Genomic DNA, 16,890 nt, shown 5'->3' with positions numbered 1-16,890 from the left:
GCAAACTACTAAGCGGTAGCTTTCCAGCCTGGCGACCGTCCGGACGCTCGGCGAGACGTGGGCAACTTTTCGGTAAGTGTCCTTGCTCGCCCGAAACCCGGAGCCCGGTCTCGCCCTCTATGAGGACATGAGTCTCACTGGGACCCCGTTCCTCTACACGCTGATCGCGCTGTGCGTCGCCGCCGTCGCGCTGCCGCTCATCCTCTGGTCGCGGGTGCGCGGACCCAAGGTCGTGCGGGCCGCCGCCAGACTGCTGATGGTGCTGTTCGCCCAGGGCACGGCGGTCGCCCTGGTCTTCACCATGGTCAACAACTCCAACCAGCTGTACGACAACTGGGGCGACCTGCTCGGCACCAGCGACCATGTGCAGGAGGCGGCCGATCTCGGCGCGAGCGGCACCGGTGGGATCGTGCTGGAGAAGCTGCCCAAGGTCCGGCAGGCCTTCCAGCATGCCAAGGGGCCGGGCATGCGCGCGGACGGCGGGGTGCTGGTGACGCAGCTCAAGGGCCGGGTGTCGGGAGTGCACGCCGAGGTCCACGTCTGGCTGCCGCCGCAGTACGACGACCCCGCCTACCGCAATCACCGGTTCCCGGTCGTCGAGGTGCTGCCGGGCTATCCGGGCTCGTCGAAGGCCTGGTACGGGACGATGGACGCGCCCGAGCAGCTGGCACCGCTGATGCGCGGCGGGCAGATCGCGCCGTTCATCATCGTCTCGCCGCGCACCACGCTGCTGCCCGGCAAGGACACCGGCTGTGCCAACATCCCCGGCAAGGTGAACGCCGACAGCTGGCTCAGCGTCGACGTGCCGAAGATGGTCATGGACAATTTCCGCGCCCAGGCCGCGCCGGACGGCTGGGCGGTCGCCGGGTACTCGGCGGGTGCGCACTGCGCGGCCAAGCTGGCCGTCGCCCACCCCGACCGCTACCGGGCCGCGGTCAGCATGTCGGGGTACAACGACCCCGTCGCCGTACCCCAGTCGCTCGCCGGCAAGTCCCCCGCCCTGCGGGCGGCGAACAACCCGTATGCGCTGCTCAGGGGCTACCGTGTCCCGCCGCGCGTCGCGCTCTACCTGTCCGGCCAGCCGGGGGACGGGTACGAGGCGGCCATGGCCCTCAAGCGGGCCGCGAAGGCGCCGACCACCGTGGACGTGGTGTTCATACCGAGCAGTGCGGGCGGCCACACCATGGCGCTGTGGAAGCCGCAGGTCGTGCCCGCGTTCCGTTGGCTGACCCAGGTGATGGAGCCCCGGCACCAGGCCGGTTCGACGCCGGGGACTACTCCTCTCGTACCGTCGACCGCCGGTTCCAGGCACGCGGAGCTCGCCAGTGGTAGCGCATCGCCAGCAGACGCAGCACGAAGGCAGTGACGGCCGCGAGTGTGCTGGTGAACGGGGTGAGGACGTCGTAGTGGATGCACAGGACGGTCATCGTGGCGCCGACGATCGCCGGCACCGCGTACAGGTCGCGGTCCCAGCGCAGCAGTGACGGCACCTCGTTGGCCAGGACGTCGCGCAGCACACCGCCGCCCACGGCGGTCGCGAGGCCCAGGGCGACGGAGGATGTGAGGTTGAGGCCGTAGGCGTACGCCTTCGTCGTCCCGGCGACGCAGAACAGGCCGAGGCCCGCCGCGTCGAAGACGTTCACGCCGGCCTGGATGCGCTCCACGTGCGGGTGCAGGAAGAAGACGAGGAGCGCGGCGAGCAGTGGGGTGAGGAAGTACCCCAGATCCGTGAACGCGGCCGGTGGTACGGCGCCGATGATCACGTCCCGGAACAGCCCGCCGCCCAGGGCGGTGACCTCGGCGAGGACGGCGATGCCGAAGACGTCGAAGTTCTTGCGGACGGCCAGCAGGGCGCCGGAGATCGCGAAGACGAAGATGCCGATCAGGTCGAGCGTGTGCTGGACGGACGGGCTGAACAGTTGCTGAAGCACCCGCACATTCTCGCTCAGCGCAAGGCCCCCGCCTTGCAAAGGAAGGCGGGGGCCAGGGCTGGGCTACTTCTTTTCGTCCGGAGTGTCCGCGGAGGACTCCGCAGAAGCCTCGGCGTCGGGGGCCTCGTCAGAAGCCTCGTCCGCCGGTGCCTCCTCGGAAGCCGCAGCCGCCGGTGCCTCCTTGGAAACCTGAGCGTCAGCGGTCTGCTCCGCCGGCACCAGCTCCGCGGCCTCCTTGGCCACGGTCAGCAGCACCGTGTCCTGCGGCTGCTGGTCCTCGAAGTTCTCCGGGTGGTGGCAGGCCACCCGCTGGCCGGGCCTCAGCTCCAGCAGCGGCGGCTCCGTCGTCCGGCAGACCTCGGTCGCCTTCCAGCACCGGGTGTGGAAGCGGCAGCCGCTCGGCGGGGCGATCGGCGAGGGCACGTCGCCGCGCAGCAGGATGCGCTCGCTCTTGGCGCCCCGGCGCTTGGGGTCCGGCACCGGCACGGCCGACATCAGGGCCTTGGTGTACGGGTGCATCGGCGCCTCGTACAGCGAGGTGCGGTCGGCGAGTTCGACGATCTTGCCGAGGTACATCACCGCGATGCGGTCCGAGACGTGCCGGACGACCGAGAGGTCGTGGGCGATGATCACGTACGTCAGGCCGAGCTCCTCCTGGAGGTCGTCCATCAGGTTCACGACCTGGGCCTGGATCGACACGTCCAGCGCGGACACCGGCTCGTCCGCCACGACCAGCTTCGGCTTCAGGGCGAGCGCCCGGGCGATGCCGATGCGCTGGCGCTGACCGCCGGAGAACTCGTGCGGGTAGCGGTTGTAGTGCTCGGGGCTGAGACCCACCAGCTCCAGGAGCCGTTGGACCTCCTTCTTCACCCCGCCCTCGGGCTCTACGCCCTGGAGCCGGAACGGCGCCGAGACGATACCGCCGATGGTGTGCCGCGGGTTCAGGGAGCCGTACGGGTCCTGGAAGATCATCTGGATGTCCCGCCGCAGCGGACGCATCCCGGCCGTGTTCAGCCGCGTGATGTCCTGGCCCTCGAAGTGGATCGAGCCGCCCGTCGGGTCCTGGAGCCGCGTGATGACCCGGCCCATGGTCGACTTGCCGCAGCCGGACTCGCCGACCACGCCGAGGGTCTCGCCCTTGCGCACCTCGAAGTCGATGCCGTCGACCGCCTTGACCGCGCCGACCTGGCGCTGCAGCACGCCCTTGCGGATCGGGAAGTGCTTCTGCAGGCCCTCGACCTTGAGCAGCACCTCACGCTCGTCGGGAGCGGAGCCCTGGGCGGGCACGGTGGCCACGCCCGCTTTCTCCTCGTCCGATTTCTTCGTCTCACTCACAGCTTCGGCGCAATCTCTTCGGTCCAGATCCGCGTACGGTCCTCCTGCGGGAGGTGGCAGGCGGAGAAGTGCCCGCTGCCGACCGGCTGGAGCTCCGGGCGCACGGTACGGGTGACATCGCCCTTGGGGATGTCCGCGTACGGGCAGCGGGGGTGGAAGGCGCAGCCCGAGGGGACGTTGATGAGGCTCGGCGGCTGCCCCTTGACGGGGATGAGCCGTTCGGAGGTCTCGCGGTCGATGCGCGGCATCGAGCCGAGCAGGCCCCAGGTGTACGGGTGCTGCGGCCGCTCGAAGACGTCGTCGACGGAGCCGCGCTCCACGCACCGGCCGCCGTACATCACCAGGACGTCGTCGGCGATCTCGGCGACCACACCGAGGTCGTGGGTGATGAGGACGACCGCGGAGCCGAACTCCTTCTGCAGGTCCCGGATGAGATCGAGGATCTGCGCCTGCACGGTCACGTCGAGGGCGGTCGTCGGCTCGTCCGCGATGAGCAGTTCGGGGTTGTTGACGAGAGCCATGGCGATCATCGCGCGCTGGCGCATACCGCCGGAGAACTCGTGCGGGTAGTTGTCGACGCGCTTGTCGGGCTCGGGGATGCCGACCCGGTCGAGCATCTCGACGGCCCGCTTGCGTGCGGTCTTCTTGTTGACGTCGTGGTGGACCCGGTACGCCTCCACGATCTGGTTGCCGATCGTGTAGTACGGGTGCATCGCGGACAGCGGGTCCTGGAAGATCATCGCCATCTCGCGGCCCCGCAGCCGGCGTACCTCGTCCGGGTCGGCGGAGACCAGCTCCTTGCCGTCGAGCCAGATCTCGCCGGACATCTGCACGTTCTTGCCGCGCGCGCCGAGCCGGTGCAGCCCCATGATCGCCAGCGAGGTGACGGACTTGCCCGAGCCCGACTCGCCCACGATGCAGAGGGTCTTGCCCTTGTCCACCTGGAAGGTGAGCCCGTCGACGGACTTGACCAGGCCGTCGTCGGTGGGGAAGTGCACCTTGAGGTCTCGGACCGCGAGGAAGGCGTCGGGCGCGTTCGAGGGTGAGCTCGTGGGCTCGCCCACTGCGGCGCCGGTCTTGGAGAGTTCGGTCACGAGAGCCTCACGCGCGGGTCGGCGGCGGCGTAGAGCAGGTCCACCAGGAGATTTGCGATCACTACGAAGAAGGCGGCGAGCAGGGTGACGCCGAGGATCGGGGGCAGGTCGTTGTCGGTGATGCCCTGCACCGCGTACTGGCCGATGCCGGGCAGCGAGAACACGGTCTCGGTGATCACCGCGCCTCCGAGCAGCAGGCCCAGGTCCATACCGAAGACGGTGATGATCGGGGTCAGCGCGGCCCGCAGCCCGTGCCGGGCCACGACGTTGCGCTCGCGCAGGCCCTTGGCGCGGGCCGTGCGGATGAAGTCCTCGTTCATCGTCTCCAGCATGCCCGAGCGGGTGAGCCGCGCGTAGATGGCGGAGTACAGCAGGGCGAGTGAACACCAGGCCGGGAAGAGCGTGTTGGCCCACTGGGCCGGGTTCTCGGTGAACGGTACGTAGGTGCGGCCGAAGATCGGCCACTGGAAGGTGAAGAGCAGCAGCGCCAGGTTGCCCGTGAAGAACATGGGCAGCGAGACACCGGCGAGCGCGACGCCCATGAACGCGCGGTCGAAGAAGCTGCGCGGCTTGAGCGCGGAGATCACGCCGATCAGCACACCGGACACCAGCCACAGCACGGCGGCGCCGCCGGCCAGCGAGATGGTCACCGGAAGGCGGGAGGTGAGCTGCGGCCAGACCTCGACGTGGTTCTTGAAGGAGTAGCCGAAGCACGGCGCGTTGCAGTGCGTCGTGGTGGGGCCCAGGTCGTAGGTGGCGCCGGCCACGATCCCCTTGATGAAGTGCCAGTACTGGACGTACAGGGGCTGGTCCAGACCGAGGTTCTGCTTGACCGCGGCGATGTCGGCCTTCGTCGGGCTCTTTCCGATGTACTGCTGCGCGAGCTGGTCGGCGGTCTGGCCGGCCATCCGTGGCAGCAGGAAGAAGATCGCGAAGGTGACCGCGGTGACGACCAACAGCAGGATCACTGCCGCGAGCGTCCGACGGAGGATGTACGAGATCACGGGGACCGGCGCTGGTGCCCGCGGGCCGCTGAGCCCGCGGGCACCAATGCCTTCACCTGCCTTCCGGGGCTACTTCTTGGTCGTGCCGATGTTGAGGTAGTCGTACTGACCGCTGAAGGCCGCCGTGGACACCAGGTTGGTGAAGTTGGCGGGGCGGTACAGCAGGACCTTGAAGTAGGTCAGCGGGACGATCGCCGCCTGGTCCATCGCGCGCTGGTCGATCTGGGCGTACAGGCTGTTGCGCTCGGCCTCGTCCTCGGTGGCGATGGCCTTCTCCAACGTCTCGTTGATCTCCTTGTCGTTGATGTACGAGAGGTTGGTGTTGCCCGAGGCACCGATCGCGTCACCGTGCAGGATCTGCTGGAGGAAGCCGTAGCCGGACGGCCAGTCGGCACCCCACTGCATCATGTGCAGACCGATGTTCTGCTTCTTGTCGAACTCCGGCACACCCGCGTAGTCGGTGAAGTACTTGCCCGACGGGTACTGCTTCAGGCTGGCGTTGATGCCGACCTTCTTCAGCGAGGCGATGATCGCGGTGGCCGCGTCGATCTCCTGCGGGCGGTCGCTGCGCGCCGAGATGTTGGTGGTGATGGTCGACTTGCCGCAGGCCTTCAGCTGCTCCTTGGCCTTGGCCGCGTCGCCCTTGTTGCCGTCGGTCGCGTAGACGTCCGCCTTCTTGTAGCCCGGGATGTCCGGCGGAAGGACGGTGGTGGCGATGTCACCGCGGATCGGGCCGCCCTCGGCGGTCTGCACGGAGACCTTGTCGATGGCGTACTGGACGGCCTTGCGGCACTCGACCTTGTCGAACGGCGCGACCTGGTTGTTGATCGCCATGTAGACCAGGCGGCCACCGTAGGTGTTGTCCGTGTTGGCCTTCAGGGAGGCGTCGTTGACGACCTTCGCCTGCGTCGCGGCCTGGACACCGGTACCACCGAGGTCGATCGCCGTGCCGGCCTGGACGTCCTGGTCGATCGTCTCGGCGTTGACCTTGAGCTTGACGACGATCTTGTCCGGGTACTGCTTGCGCAGCGGGTCCGTCTTCGCGTCCCAGTTCTTGTTGCGGACGAGGACGGCCTGCTTGCCCTCCTCGTAGCTCTCGAACTGGTACGAGCCCGAGGACACGATGCTCTTGATGTAGTCGATGCCCTTGTCCTTGGCCTGGGGCACCGGCGCGGTCTGCGGCGTCGCGACCAGGTAGTCGAACTCCTGGAAGGCGCGGTTCAGCTTGAAGACGACCGTGGTGTCGTCCGGCGTCTCGATGGACTTCAGGCCCTCGGCGCTCTTGTCCTTGTAGGGGCCCTTGTACTTGTCGCCGCCCTCGAGGAACTGCTGGAAGTAGTTCGGGCCGAGGGAGAGCACGTCACGCGCGAAGTTGGAGCGCTCGACGGCGTACTTGACGTCCTTCGAGGTGATCGGCGTGCCGTCCTGGTACTTCAGGCCCGAACGCAGCTTGTACGTCCAGGTCTTGCCGCCGTCGCTCGGCACGCCCGCGCTCGCGGCGAGGTCCGGGACCAGCTCGTTGCCGGCCTCGCCGGCGGCGGGCTTGAAGGTCATCAGCGGGCGGGCGTACAGCCGGCTGAGGTTGTACATGTACGCGTAGTACGTGTTGCCGGGGTCGAAGGAGTCCGGCACGTCCGAGAGTTCGTACGTGACCGTCCCACCCTTCTGGGTGGAGGCGTTGACGACACCCTTGGTCGCTGCGTTGGCCCCAGCCGACTTGTTTCCGTTGTTGTCCGAGTTGTCATCGGCCTTGCTGCAAGCCGAAAGCAGCAAGCTCGCACTGCCGATGGCCGCGATCGCGGCCAGCGCTGACCTTCGCATGATGGTCTGCTTCCCCTCCATTGTTGGAAAACCTGTTGGACTCTCTCCGCGGCCGCAGGTCAGCGGCTGCGCGGGTCGAGAGCGTCACGGAGACCGTCACCGAGCAGATTGAACGCCAGCACGGTCACGAAGATGGCCAGACCAGGCACGATCATGAACTGGGGGTCGACCTGGTAGTAGTCGACCGCCTGGTTGATCATGCCGCCCCAGGACGCCTGCGGGGGCTGGATGCCGACGCCGAGGAAGCTGAGGGACGCCTCGAAGAGGATGTTGGTCGGGATGAGCAGCGTCGAGTAGACGATGATCGGGCCCACCAGGTTCGGCAGCAGCTCCCGGAAGAGGATGTACGGCCCCTTGGCCCCCATCCCCCGGGAGGCGTCGACGAACTCCCGCTCGCGCAGGGCCAGCGTCTGACCCCGCACGATGCGGCCCAGATAAGGCCAGTTGAAGAAGCCGATGACGAAGATCAGCACGCTGATGTGCAGCGGCAGGCCTTCCAGCCCGAAGGCACCGCCCTGCAGGGTGGCGGAGATGGCGATCGCGAACAGCAGGAGAGGGAACGCCAGGAAGGTGTCCATCAGCCGGCTGATGATCGTGTCGACCCGTCCGCCGTAGTAGCCGGCCACGACACCGAGGACGGCGCCGATCGTGTTGGACAGGATCGTGGCGCCGAAGGCGACGACCAGCGAGACCCAGGAGCCCTCCAGGATGCGGGTGGCGATGTCCCGGCCGAACTTCGGCTCCACACCGAGCGGGTGGTCCCAGCTCATGCCGCCGAAGTCACCCTTGGGCAGCGAGGTGTTGGGGTCGATCAGATCCTGGTTGAGGGCGTTGGGGTCCAGGCCGAACATCGCCTGGATGGGGCGGGAGAGGATCGCGAGCAGGATCAGCAGGATCACGACGACCCCGCCGGCGACGGCGACCTTGTCCTTCTTGAAACGGGACCAGGCGATCTGCCCCAGGGAACGACCCTCGATCTGCCCCTTGTCGGCGCCGACGAGTACAGCCTCCGGCTGCACCTCGGCCTGCGCCCCAGTGGTCTCGATCGGTGCGGCCACAGTGACCTGACCCCTCTCGCCGGCGGTAACCGGCCTACACCTGCCGCGGATTACGGCTTTGTCGACTTTCACCCGATCGCGGGATCGACCGATCCCGCGTCTGACTGGGGAGTCTTCAACGTCGCCGCGATCACCCGCCAGGCCTGGCGAAGAAAGTATGCGCAACCGTGATGCAGCACGAGGGTTTCCGTTATCCGAACACCAGATAGTGCCTCCCGGACGGGAGGCAGTTGGGACACAGTGGCCAAATCGCAGACATTCGCGACTATTCGCCGCTATCTACGCGCGAAGAAATGTGGACGTCACGCAGAGACCGCAGCAACGCGCAGGGCACGGGTACGGGTACGGCTCACCCATGACCGGGGAGGCCGTCAGCCGGCCCGTCAGTACGGAGACGGGCCCGGGTAGCCGTACCCGGCCGCCGGGGCCTGGGCCGGGGCGGCCGCGTGGGCCTCACGGTCGTAGAAGGGGCGGGCACTTGCCCGCATCCACATCGCGACCGGATCGCACTCGTCGGACATCGCCACCGTCGAGACGGGCAGCCCGTCCGGGACCGCGCCGATCGACTGCGACATCATCGAGCGCACAGAGTCCACGGCGGGCGGGCTGGTGTCGTACACGTCGAGCCCGATGGCGAGATACGGCGCGCCGAGCGCCGGCTGCACCCAGGCGCGGCGCAGCGAGCGGACGGCCGGGGTGCGGTGGGCGTTCTGTGCGAGCAGGGCGTAGAACTGCGGGATCTCGATGCCGGGCTCCGACAGCCGCAGCGGGCCGGCGGGCTGGCGGTCCAGGCCCGTGGCGATGCGGCGCAGGTCGAGCCAGGGGATGCCGACGCCGCCGCCGGGGGCGTGCGGGTTCAGCCACAGGCCGAAGTGGTCCGGGTAGAGGGTGCGGGCCACGTCGACGCCGTCGACCACCTCGTACGAGCGGTTCCAGCCGCTGGCCGACAGCTCCTGGGCGGAGGTGACGCACGGGGCGTAGCCGTAGCCGTCGACCCCCATGTTTCCGTACTGGGCGTCCGGGGAGCCGGACTGGCCGTGCCACAGGAGCATCCAGACCTGGCCGGTGGACGGGGTCGCGAGCGCGCGCAGGAGGGCCTCGTAGGCGTCGTAGCGCCCGGGCGTCACCTGGCGCAGCATGTGCTCGACGCTGCCGCTGAGGCTCGCGCTCACCTCTGGTACCGCCCCTTCTATGTGTTGCCCCGCATTGAGTGACAGCTTAGGCGCCCAGTAGCTCGGGGCTTGTTCCGCGTGCGCGAGTGCGGGTGCAATTGTGGCTGGTCGCGCCCACGCGGCGGAGCCGCACATGTATACAGCCCCGCGCCCCTTTCAGGGGCGCTGCCCCCCTAGGGACGCTAAAAGTCCCGCTGATAGAAGGGGCGGACCTTCTGGCGCATCCACTCGATCACCGGGTCCTGGGCCACGTCCAGCAGGACCAGGTTGACCGGCCACGGGAGCGGGGTTCGGCCCAGGGTGCGGGCGAGGGCGTCCATGGGGGCGGCGCGCAAGTCGCCCTCCCAGTGGGTGAGTTCGACGCCTATGAACATCACCGGGGCGGCCGTCTCGATGGCGGCCAGGCAGCGGCGGGCTGTCGCGACCACGCCGGTCTGCGCGAACTCGGCCGAGGCGGCGGCGAGGAAGTCGATCGGGTCCTCCTGCCAGTCGGGCTCGTAGAGCTTGACGCGACCGCCGGAGGTGAGGCCGTCCAGCGGGGTGCGCCCCTGGCGGCAGAGCTCGGCGACCGCCGTCGGGGGCAGGGGGACGCCGACCACGCCGTCGGGGTTCACGGCGATGCCCACCTGCGGGGGCAGGCCGCGGGCGAACTCGACGGCGGGGGCGATGGTGTACGCCATGTGGGAGCCGGCGACCTGGCGGAACTGCTCCTCGGAGCTGAAGACCGGGACGTACACCTGTCCCTCGATCTGCACGGTGGGCAGGTCCAGCGGGCCGCTGTGCGGGCCGCCGCCGTTGGGCAGGGGCACCCAGACGAAGCTGCGGCCCAGCACCTCGATGATCCGTCCGCCCGCCGACGGCAGGCCGAGGGAGGCCGAGAGCACCTCCTCCAGCTCGTTGCCGGGCCAGCCGCCGTGCGGGTGGAGGTGCGGGTGTGCCGGGAAGTCCGCGGGGAGATCCGCTGGGAAGTCCATCTGAATGACCGCCTGCTGTGAACCACGTCTGTGGCTCAGAAGGCTATCCGGTGTCCGGCCCGAGCAGGTCTACGGCCGCTCAGCCCGTGAACCCGATCCGGCGCAGGACGTCCGCCGCCGAGCGGTCGACCAGCACCGCCGAGCCGCACCCCTGGGGCAGGTCACCCTTCTCCACCGAGCGCAGCAGCCGGGCGGCGGCACTGCGGTGGCGCAGGAAGGCATACCGGGAGACACCGCGACCGCGCTCGCGCTGGCCCTCCAGGGCCGTGTGCGGGGTGACGTCGAGCAGGAGCAGGTGCAGGGCGCCGCCCCGGCGGCGGGCCGCGCGGGCCAGCCAGCCGCGCACCCAGGCCTGCGTACCGCAGTCGTGCACGACGACGCCCGCGCCGGAGCGCAGGGCGCGGCGCAGTCCGGCGTAGTGCGCGAGGCGGACCAGGGGGCGGTAGACGGCGTAGGGGAGGAAGCCGGGCATGAGGGCTTCCCAGCGGTCCCGGGTGTCCTGGGAGTCGATACGGACGCCCTGCACGGTCCGCTTCATCAGCGTGGACTTGCCGCTGCCGGGCAGACCGGTGACCACCACGAGGTCCTGGGGGCCGAAGAGCAGGGCGTGCGGGCTGCGGCCGGAGCGCTCGCGCAGATCGCGGACCACGGGCGCGGGGCACGTGGCGCGGGCTTCGACAACGGGGGCAGCGGGCTGCTTGGGCAGCGCGAGGCCCGAGGTCGTGGCGTACGCCGTGGTGCGGTTCACCGTCATCGTCCTCCTCCGGGGGTCAGGAGTCCCTATCCCCACTGAGCGTAAAGAGAAGGTAATGGATGATCTCTCGCATTTTCGTTCGCTTCCTGCCACAAGCTGGTTACAGACTCGGCCTGCCGAAGACGGGCCCGCCGTGCAATGATGTGCCCGCCAACTGCATACCGGCCGCTTGAATCCGCGCGGGAGAGTCCCCAGCAGTCCACCGCTGGGGCGCCGAAGGAGCAAGTCCCTCCCTTGAATCTCTCAGGCCCCGTTACCGCGCGGGCGAGGCACATCTGAAAAGCGGGCCGCTGGTTCCAGTGGCCCCACCCAAGGTGCAAGCCGTGTCCTCCAGGGATCACGGCGAACCTCTCAGGTTCCGATGACAGATGGGGAGGAACGACCTCGCCCTTGATGTCTTGCCCTGGGAGACGACCGACCGATGAGCAGCACAGGAGAACTCCGTCACACCGCGCTCGATGCCCTGCATCGCTCGCTCGGCGCGACGATGACCGACTTCGCCGGCTGGGACATGCCGCTTCGCTACGGCTCCGAGCGCGACGAGCACCTTGCCGTACGCACCAAGGCCGGCCTGTTCGACCTCTCGCACATGGGCGAGATCACGGTGACGGGACCCCAGGCGGCCGAGCTGCTGAACCACGCCCTCGTCGGCAACATCGCCTCCGTCGGTGTCGGCCGCGCCCGCTACACCATGATCTGCCGGGCCGACGGCGGCATCCTCGACGACCTGATCGTCTACCGGCTCGCCGAGACCGAGTACATGATCGTCGCCAACGCCTCCAACGCCCAGGTCGTGCTGGACGCGCTGACCGAGCGCGCCGCCGGCTTCGACGCCGAGGTCCGTGACGACCGGGACGCCTACGCGCTGCTCGCCGTCCAGGGCCCCGAGTCGCCCGGCATCCTGAAGTCCCTCACCGACGCCGACCTCGACGGTCTGAAGTACTACGCCGGCCTGCCCGGCACCGTCGCCGGCGTCCCCGCCCTCATCGCGCGCACCGGCTACACCGGCGAGGACGGCTTCGAGCTGTTCGTGAAGCCGGAGCACGCCGTCGAGCTGTGGCAGGCGCTGACCAAGGCGGGCGAGGGCGTCGGCCTGGTCCCCTGCGGCCTGTCCTGCCGGGACACGCTGCGCCTCGAGGCGGGCATGCCGCTGTACGGCCACGAGCTGTCGACCTCCCTCACCCCCTTCGACGCCGGGCTCGGCCGGGTGGTGAAGTTCGAGAAGGAGGGCGACTTCGTCGGGCGCGCGGCGCTCGCCGAGGCCGCCGACCGCGCCTCGCAGAACCCGCCGCGCGTCCTGGTCGGCCTGGTCGCCGAAGGGCGTCGCGTCCCGCGGGCCGGGTACCCGGTCGTCGCCGGCGGCGAGGTCATCGGCGAGGTCACCTCCGGTGCGCCCTCCCCCACGCTGGGCAAGCCCATCGCGATGGCCTACGTCGACGCGGCGCACTCGGCGCCGGGCACGGCCGGGGTCGGCGTGGACATCCGCGGCAGTCATGAGCCGTACGAGGTCGTGGCGCTGCCGTTCTACAAGCGCCAGAAGTAACAGTGGATGCGGCGGATCCAGCGCCGAAAAGTACACACTGACAGCGGCGACCGCGTGACCCTGCGCACATTTCCGCTGCTCACGCACGTTTCCAGCAGTCCCCCATTCATCACCACTCCCGCGCGTACAGGAGAATTCAGGCCATGAGCAACCCCCAGCAGCTGCGCTACAGCAAGGAGCACGAGTGGCTGTCGACCGCCGAGGACGGCGTCTCGACGGTCGGCATCACCGAGTTCGCGGCGAACGCGCTCGGCGATGTCGTCTACGCCCAGCTCCCCGAGGTCGGCACGACCGTGACCGCGGGTGACACCTGCGGCGAGCTGGAGTCGACCAAGTCGGTGTCCGACCTGTACTCCCCGGTCACCGGCGAGGTCACCGAGATCAACGAGGACGTGGTGAACGACCCGGCCCTGGTGAACTCCGCGCCCTTCGAGGGCGGCTGGCTGTTCAAGGTACGCATCACGGAGGAGCCGGCCGACCTGCTCTCCGCCGACGAGTACGTCGCCCACACCGCCGGCTGAGGAGTCGTAGCCCCTTATGTCTGACAAGTCGCTTCTGAACACGCCCCTGCATGAGCTCGACCCGGCGATCGCCGCCGCGCTCGACGCCGAGCTGGAGCGCCAGCAGTCCACTCTCGAGATGATCGCCTCCGAGAACTTCGCGCCGGTCGCGGTCATGGAGGCGCAGGGCTCGGTCGCCACGAACAAGTACGCCGAGGGCTACCCGGGCCGCCGTTACTACGGCGGCTGCGAGCACGTCGACGTAGCCGAGCAGATCGCCATCGACCGGGTCAAGGAGCTGTTCGGCGCCGAGTACGCCAACGTCCAGCCCCACTCCGGCGCCTCCGCGAACCAGGCCGCCCTGTTCGCCCTCGCCCAGCCCGGCGACACCATCCTGGGCCTGGACCTCGCCCACGGCGGCCACCTCACCCACGGCATGCGGCTGAACTTCTCCGGCAAGCAGTTCAACGTGGTCGCCTACCACGTCGACACCGCCACCGGCCTGGTCGACATGGCCGAACTGGAGAAGCTCGCCAAGGAACACCGGCCCAAGGTGATCATCGCCGGCTGGTCCGCCTACCCGCGCCAGCTCGACTTCGCCGAGTTCCGCCGCATCGCCGACGAGGTCGACGCCTACCTGTGGGTCGACATGGCGCACTTCGCCGGACTGGTCGCGGCCGGGCTGCACCCCAACCCGGTCGAGCACGCGGACGTGGTCACCTCCACCACCCACAAGACCCTCGGCGGCCCGCGCGGCGGCATCATCCTCGCCAAGCAGGCCTTCGCGAAGAAGCTGAACTCGTCCGTCTTCCCCGGCTTCCAGGGTGGTCCGCTGGAGCATGTGATCGCGGCGAAGGCGGTCTCCTTCAAGGTCGCCGCCAGCGAGGAGTTCAAGGAGCGCCAGCACCGCACGGTCGAGGGCGCCCGGATCCTCGCCGAGCGCCTGACGGCCGCCGATGCCCGCGAGGCCGGCGTGAACGTGCTGTCCGGCGGCACGGACGTGCACTTGATCCTGGTCGACCTGCGCGAGTCCGAGCTGGACGGGCAGCAGGCCGAGGACCGCCTCCACGAGGTCGGCATCACGGTCAACCGCAACGCGGTCCCGAACGACCCGCGCCCGCCGATGGTGACGTCGGGCCTGCGCATCGGCACCCCGGCCCTGGCCACCCGCGGCTTCACCGCCGATGACTTCACCGAGGTCGCCGACGTCATCGCCGAGACGCTGAAGCCGGCCTACGACGCGCACGCGCTCAAGGCCCGGGTCAAGGCGCTCGCGGACAAGCACCCGCTGTACCCCGGTCTGAACAAGTAGTTCCTTTTTGTGGGGTGTCCCGCACACTGGTCAGTGAGCGGGCGGGGCACCCCGCAGAAACTTTCTGCACCACCCCGTATTGAGGAGTCCCCGTGGCCATCTCGGTCTTCGACCTGTTCTCGGTCGGCATCGGTCCGTCGAGTTCCCACACGGTCGGCCCGATGCGAGCGGCTCGTATGTTCGCCCGTCGACTGCGGGGCGAGGACCTGGTGCCCTCCGTCGCGTCGGTACGGTCCGAGCTGTACGGCTCGCTCGGCGCGACCGGTCATGGCCATGGCACGCCCAAGGCGGTGCTGCTGGGTCTGGAGGGCGCTTCGCCGCGGACGGTGGACGTGGAGACGGCGGACGAGCGGGTCGAGGCGATCAAGTCGTCGGGCCGGCTCCGGCTGCTCGGCGAGCACGAGATCGCGTTCTCCTTCGACGACGACATGGTCCTGCACCGTCGTAAGGCACTCCCCTACCACGCGAACGGCATGACGCTGTGGGCGTACGACGCCTCCGGTAGGGAGCTGCTGTCGAAGACGTACTACTCGGTGGGCGGCGGCTTCGTCGTCGACGAGGAGGCGGTCGGCGCGGATCGCATCAAGCTCGACGACACGGTGCTGAAGTATCCCTTCCGCACCGGCGACGAGCTGCTGCGTCTGACGAAGGAGACCGGCCTGTCGATCTCCTCGCTGATGCTGGAGAACGAGCGGGCCTGGCGCACCGAGGGGGAGATCCGCGCGGGCCTGCTGGAGATATGGCGGGTCATGCGGGAGTGCGTGTCGCGGGGGATGTCGCGGGAGGGCATCCTGCCCGGCGGCCTCAAGGTCCGCCGCCGTGCCGCGGTCTCCGCCCGCCAACTCCGCGCGGAGGGCGACCCGTTGGCCCACGCGATGGAGTGGATCACGCTCTACGCGATGGCCGTGAACGAGGAGAACGCCGCCGGCGGTCGGGTCGTCACCGCCCCCACGAACGGCGCGGCGGGCATCATCCCCGCCGTCCTGCACTACTACATCAACTTCGTGCCGGGCGCCGACGAGGACGGCGTGGTCCGCTTCCTGCTCGCCGCCGGCGCCATCGGCATGCTCTTCAAGGAGAACGCCTCCATCTCCGGCGCCGAGGTCGGCTGCCAGGGCGAGGTCGGCTCCGCCTGCTCCATGGCCGCCGGCGCGCTGGCCGAGGTCCTCGGCGGCAGTCCCGAACAGGTCGAGAACGCCGCCGAGATCGGCATGGAACACAACCTCGGCCTCACCTGCGACCCGGTCGGCGGCCTGGTCCAGATCCCCTGCATCGAGCGCAACGGCATGGCCGCGGTGAAGGCGGTCACGGCGGCGAAGATGGCGATGCGCGGGGACGGTTCGCACAAGGTGTCCCTGGACAAGGTCATCAAGACCATGAAGGACACGGGCGCGGACATGAGCGTGAAGTACAAGGAGACGGCGCGGGGCGGGCTGGCGGTCAACATCATCGAGTGCTGAGCGGCACACCGTCCGAGCTGGACGGTCCGGTTCCGTCAGTAGAAGGAGTAGGCGAGCCAGTCCTCCTCCAGCGGTTCCTCGTCGAGGGACTCCAGGAAGCACACGACCGTACGGTCTCCCGATTCCCAGCTTTCGGGATCGGGCACGACCTTGTCCCACATGAGGGCGTCCTCCTCCTCGACCGTCCAGTTCTCCGCGACGTCCGAGTAGGCCTCGTAGCACAGCGTCTCGGCTTCCTCATCGACCCAGTCTCCGCCCGGGTACTCGTAGCTGTCCTCAAGTTCCGTGACGGCCAAGGTCTGCATGTCGTGTTGGCCATCACAAGGAACGATCAGCACAAAGGCGTTGCTCTCCGTCGCGTCGACACAGTCTCCGACGGATAGGTCGTCGACGTATGTCTCCTCGGGCTCGGTCTCTGGCTCGGTCTCAGGTTCAGGCTCGGGCTCGCTCGGACTGGTGTCGTCCGGAGGGGTCGGCTCGTCGACCGTCGTCTCGATGCCAATCCCGCTGACGTCGCCGGTGGGCCCGTCGTCGTCGCTCTGGGTGAACAGCGCGGCGCCCGTCGAGATGCCCGCCACGGCGACCAGCAGGGCAGCGGCCCGTAGCCACGCATGTCTGCGCCGGGGCGGTTGGACGGGCTCCGAGAAGTCGCCGGGCGAGGCGGTGGACGGTGTGTACGGCAGCTGTTCGCCGGGCCAGGGCCGGTAGGGCGGCTCCGGATCCGGCGGTTCCCCCTGACCGGGGACGTCGGGCGATCCCATGCAGCCATCGTGCACAGCGGGCGGGTCCCGTCCACCTCAAATGCCCAATAAATCATGACTAATTATTTAGTACTCCCCTATCAAGATTCTTTTTCTATATGCCTTTCTTCAGGTATTCCGCACCCCTACGGTGGTGCCGCATCCGCTCGGGGGCGGAACGTACACCGGCCG

General features: G+C 68.9%; 15 protein-coding genes and 1 riboswitch. Of the genes, 5 read left to right on the top strand and 10 right to left on the bottom strand.

Features of this window, described 5'->3' with window-relative positions; all coding sequences use genetic code 11:
* The first annotated feature begins 127 nt into the window (after nucleotides 1-127).
* On the top strand, nucleotides 128-1,366 hold the full coding sequence (locus ACIA8X_RS20105) for an alpha/beta hydrolase (protein WP_399458797.1): 1,239 nt from the start codon (nucleotides 128-130) through the stop codon (nucleotides 1,364-1,366).
* Here ACIA8X_RS20105 and ACIA8X_RS20100 read toward each other — a convergent pair.
* The 9 genes from ACIA8X_RS20100 to ACIA8X_RS20060 form a co-directional block, all read right to left on the bottom strand.
* Nucleotides 1,275-1,931 carry a trimeric intracellular cation channel family protein gene (locus ACIA8X_RS20100; protein WP_393450932.1) on the bottom strand — a complete coding sequence of 219 codons (657 nt, stop codon included), beginning with the start codon at nucleotides 1,929-1,931 and terminating at the stop codon, nucleotides 1,275-1,277. The genes ACIA8X_RS20105 and ACIA8X_RS20100 overlap by 92 nt on opposite strands.
* 63 nt (nucleotides 1,932-1,994) lie before the next feature.
* The gene (locus ACIA8X_RS20095) at nucleotides 1,995-3,227 is read right to left on the bottom strand and encodes an ABC transporter ATP-binding protein (protein ID WP_393450935.1); all 1,233 of its coding nucleotides are present in this window, start codon (nucleotides 3,225-3,227) and stop codon (nucleotides 1,995-1,997) included.
* Between the two features lie 35 nt (nucleotides 3,228-3,262).
* On the bottom strand, nucleotides 3,263-4,360 hold the full coding sequence (locus ACIA8X_RS20090) for an ABC transporter ATP-binding protein (RefSeq protein ID WP_393450938.1): 1,098 nt from the start codon (nucleotides 4,358-4,360) through the stop codon (nucleotides 3,263-3,265).
* A complete protein-coding gene (locus tag ACIA8X_RS20085) occupies nucleotides 4,357-5,364 on the bottom strand; it encodes an ABC transporter permease (protein ID WP_393450941.1) in 1,008 nt (335 codons plus the stop codon). The genes ACIA8X_RS20090 and ACIA8X_RS20085 overlap by 4 nt, the downstream gene beginning before the upstream one ends.
* A gap of 69 nt (nucleotides 5,365-5,433) precedes the next feature.
* Nucleotides 5,434-7,206, bottom strand: a complete 1,773-nt coding sequence (locus ACIA8X_RS20080) for an ABC transporter substrate-binding protein (RefSeq protein WP_399458796.1) — start codon at nucleotides 7,204-7,206, stop codon at nucleotides 5,434-5,436.
* A 38-nt stretch (nucleotides 7,207-7,244) separates the two neighbouring features.
* Nucleotides 7,245-8,243 (bottom strand): ABC transporter permease, encoded by a 999-nt coding sequence (locus ACIA8X_RS20075; protein ID WP_399458795.1) that lies wholly within the window; start codon nucleotides 8,241-8,243, stop codon nucleotides 7,245-7,247.
* A 383-nt stretch (nucleotides 8,244-8,626) separates the two neighbouring features.
* Complete coding sequence (locus tag ACIA8X_RS20070; protein WP_399458901.1) at nucleotides 8,627-9,382, bottom strand: enhanced serine sensitivity protein SseB C-terminal domain-containing protein; 756 nt, start codon at nucleotides 9,380-9,382, stop codon at nucleotides 8,627-8,629.
* Between the two features lie 215 nt (nucleotides 9,383-9,597).
* Complete coding sequence (locus ACIA8X_RS20065) at nucleotides 9,598-10,389, bottom strand: enhanced serine sensitivity protein SseB (RefSeq protein ID WP_393450950.1); 792 nt, start codon at nucleotides 10,387-10,389, stop codon at nucleotides 9,598-9,600.
* A gap of 79 nt (nucleotides 10,390-10,468) precedes the next feature.
* Nucleotides 10,469-11,143, bottom strand: a complete 675-nt coding sequence (locus ACIA8X_RS20060) for an AAA family ATPase (RefSeq protein WP_393450953.1) — start codon at nucleotides 11,141-11,143, stop codon at nucleotides 10,469-10,471.
* 170 nt (nucleotides 11,144-11,313) lie between these two features.
* Nucleotides 11,314-11,412: riboswitch (glycine riboswitch) on the top strand.
* A gap of 152 nt (nucleotides 11,413-11,564) precedes the next feature.
* Between ACIA8X_RS20060 and gcvT the strand changes: the two genes are divergently transcribed.
* From gcvT to ACIA8X_RS20040, 4 genes are all read left to right on the top strand, one after another.
* Nucleotides 11,565-12,686: a glycine cleavage system aminomethyltransferase GcvT gene (gene gcvT, locus ACIA8X_RS20055; RefSeq protein ID WP_399458794.1), complete on the top strand. Its 1,122-nt coding sequence runs from the start codon at nucleotides 11,565-11,567 to the stop codon at nucleotides 12,684-12,686.
* 143 nt (nucleotides 12,687-12,829) lie between these two features.
* Nucleotides 12,830-13,207 (top strand): glycine cleavage system protein GcvH, encoded by a 378-nt coding sequence (gcvH, locus tag ACIA8X_RS20050; protein ID WP_393450958.1) that lies wholly within the window; start codon nucleotides 12,830-12,832, stop codon nucleotides 13,205-13,207.
* 16 nt (nucleotides 13,208-13,223) lie between these two features.
* Nucleotides 13,224-14,498 (top strand): serine hydroxymethyltransferase, encoded by a 1,275-nt coding sequence (gene glyA, locus ACIA8X_RS20045; protein ID WP_393450961.1) that lies wholly within the window; start codon nucleotides 13,224-13,226, stop codon nucleotides 14,496-14,498.
* A gap of 92 nt (nucleotides 14,499-14,590) precedes the next feature.
* The gene (locus ACIA8X_RS20040; RefSeq protein WP_393450964.1) at nucleotides 14,591-15,958 is read left to right on the top strand and encodes an L-serine ammonia-lyase; all 1,368 of its coding nucleotides are present in this window, start codon (nucleotides 14,591-14,593) and stop codon (nucleotides 15,956-15,958) included.
* A gap of 35 nt (nucleotides 15,959-15,993) precedes the next feature.
* On the opposite strand, the gene ACIA8X_RS20035 is transcribed toward ACIA8X_RS20040, so the two are convergent.
* Nucleotides 15,994-16,719: a septum formation family protein gene (locus tag ACIA8X_RS20035; RefSeq protein WP_399458793.1), complete on the bottom strand. Its 726-nt coding sequence runs from the start codon at nucleotides 16,717-16,719 to the stop codon at nucleotides 15,994-15,996.
* Between the last annotated feature and the right edge of the window lie 171 nt (nucleotides 16,720-16,890).

The organism is Streptomyces sp. NPDC051738, from assembly GCF_044453205.1.
In the GTDB taxonomy this organism is placed as follows: domain Bacteria; phylum Actinomycetota; class Actinomycetes; order Streptomycetales; family Streptomycetaceae; genus Streptomyces.
This window is presented reverse-complemented; position numbering and strand designations above follow the sequence as displayed.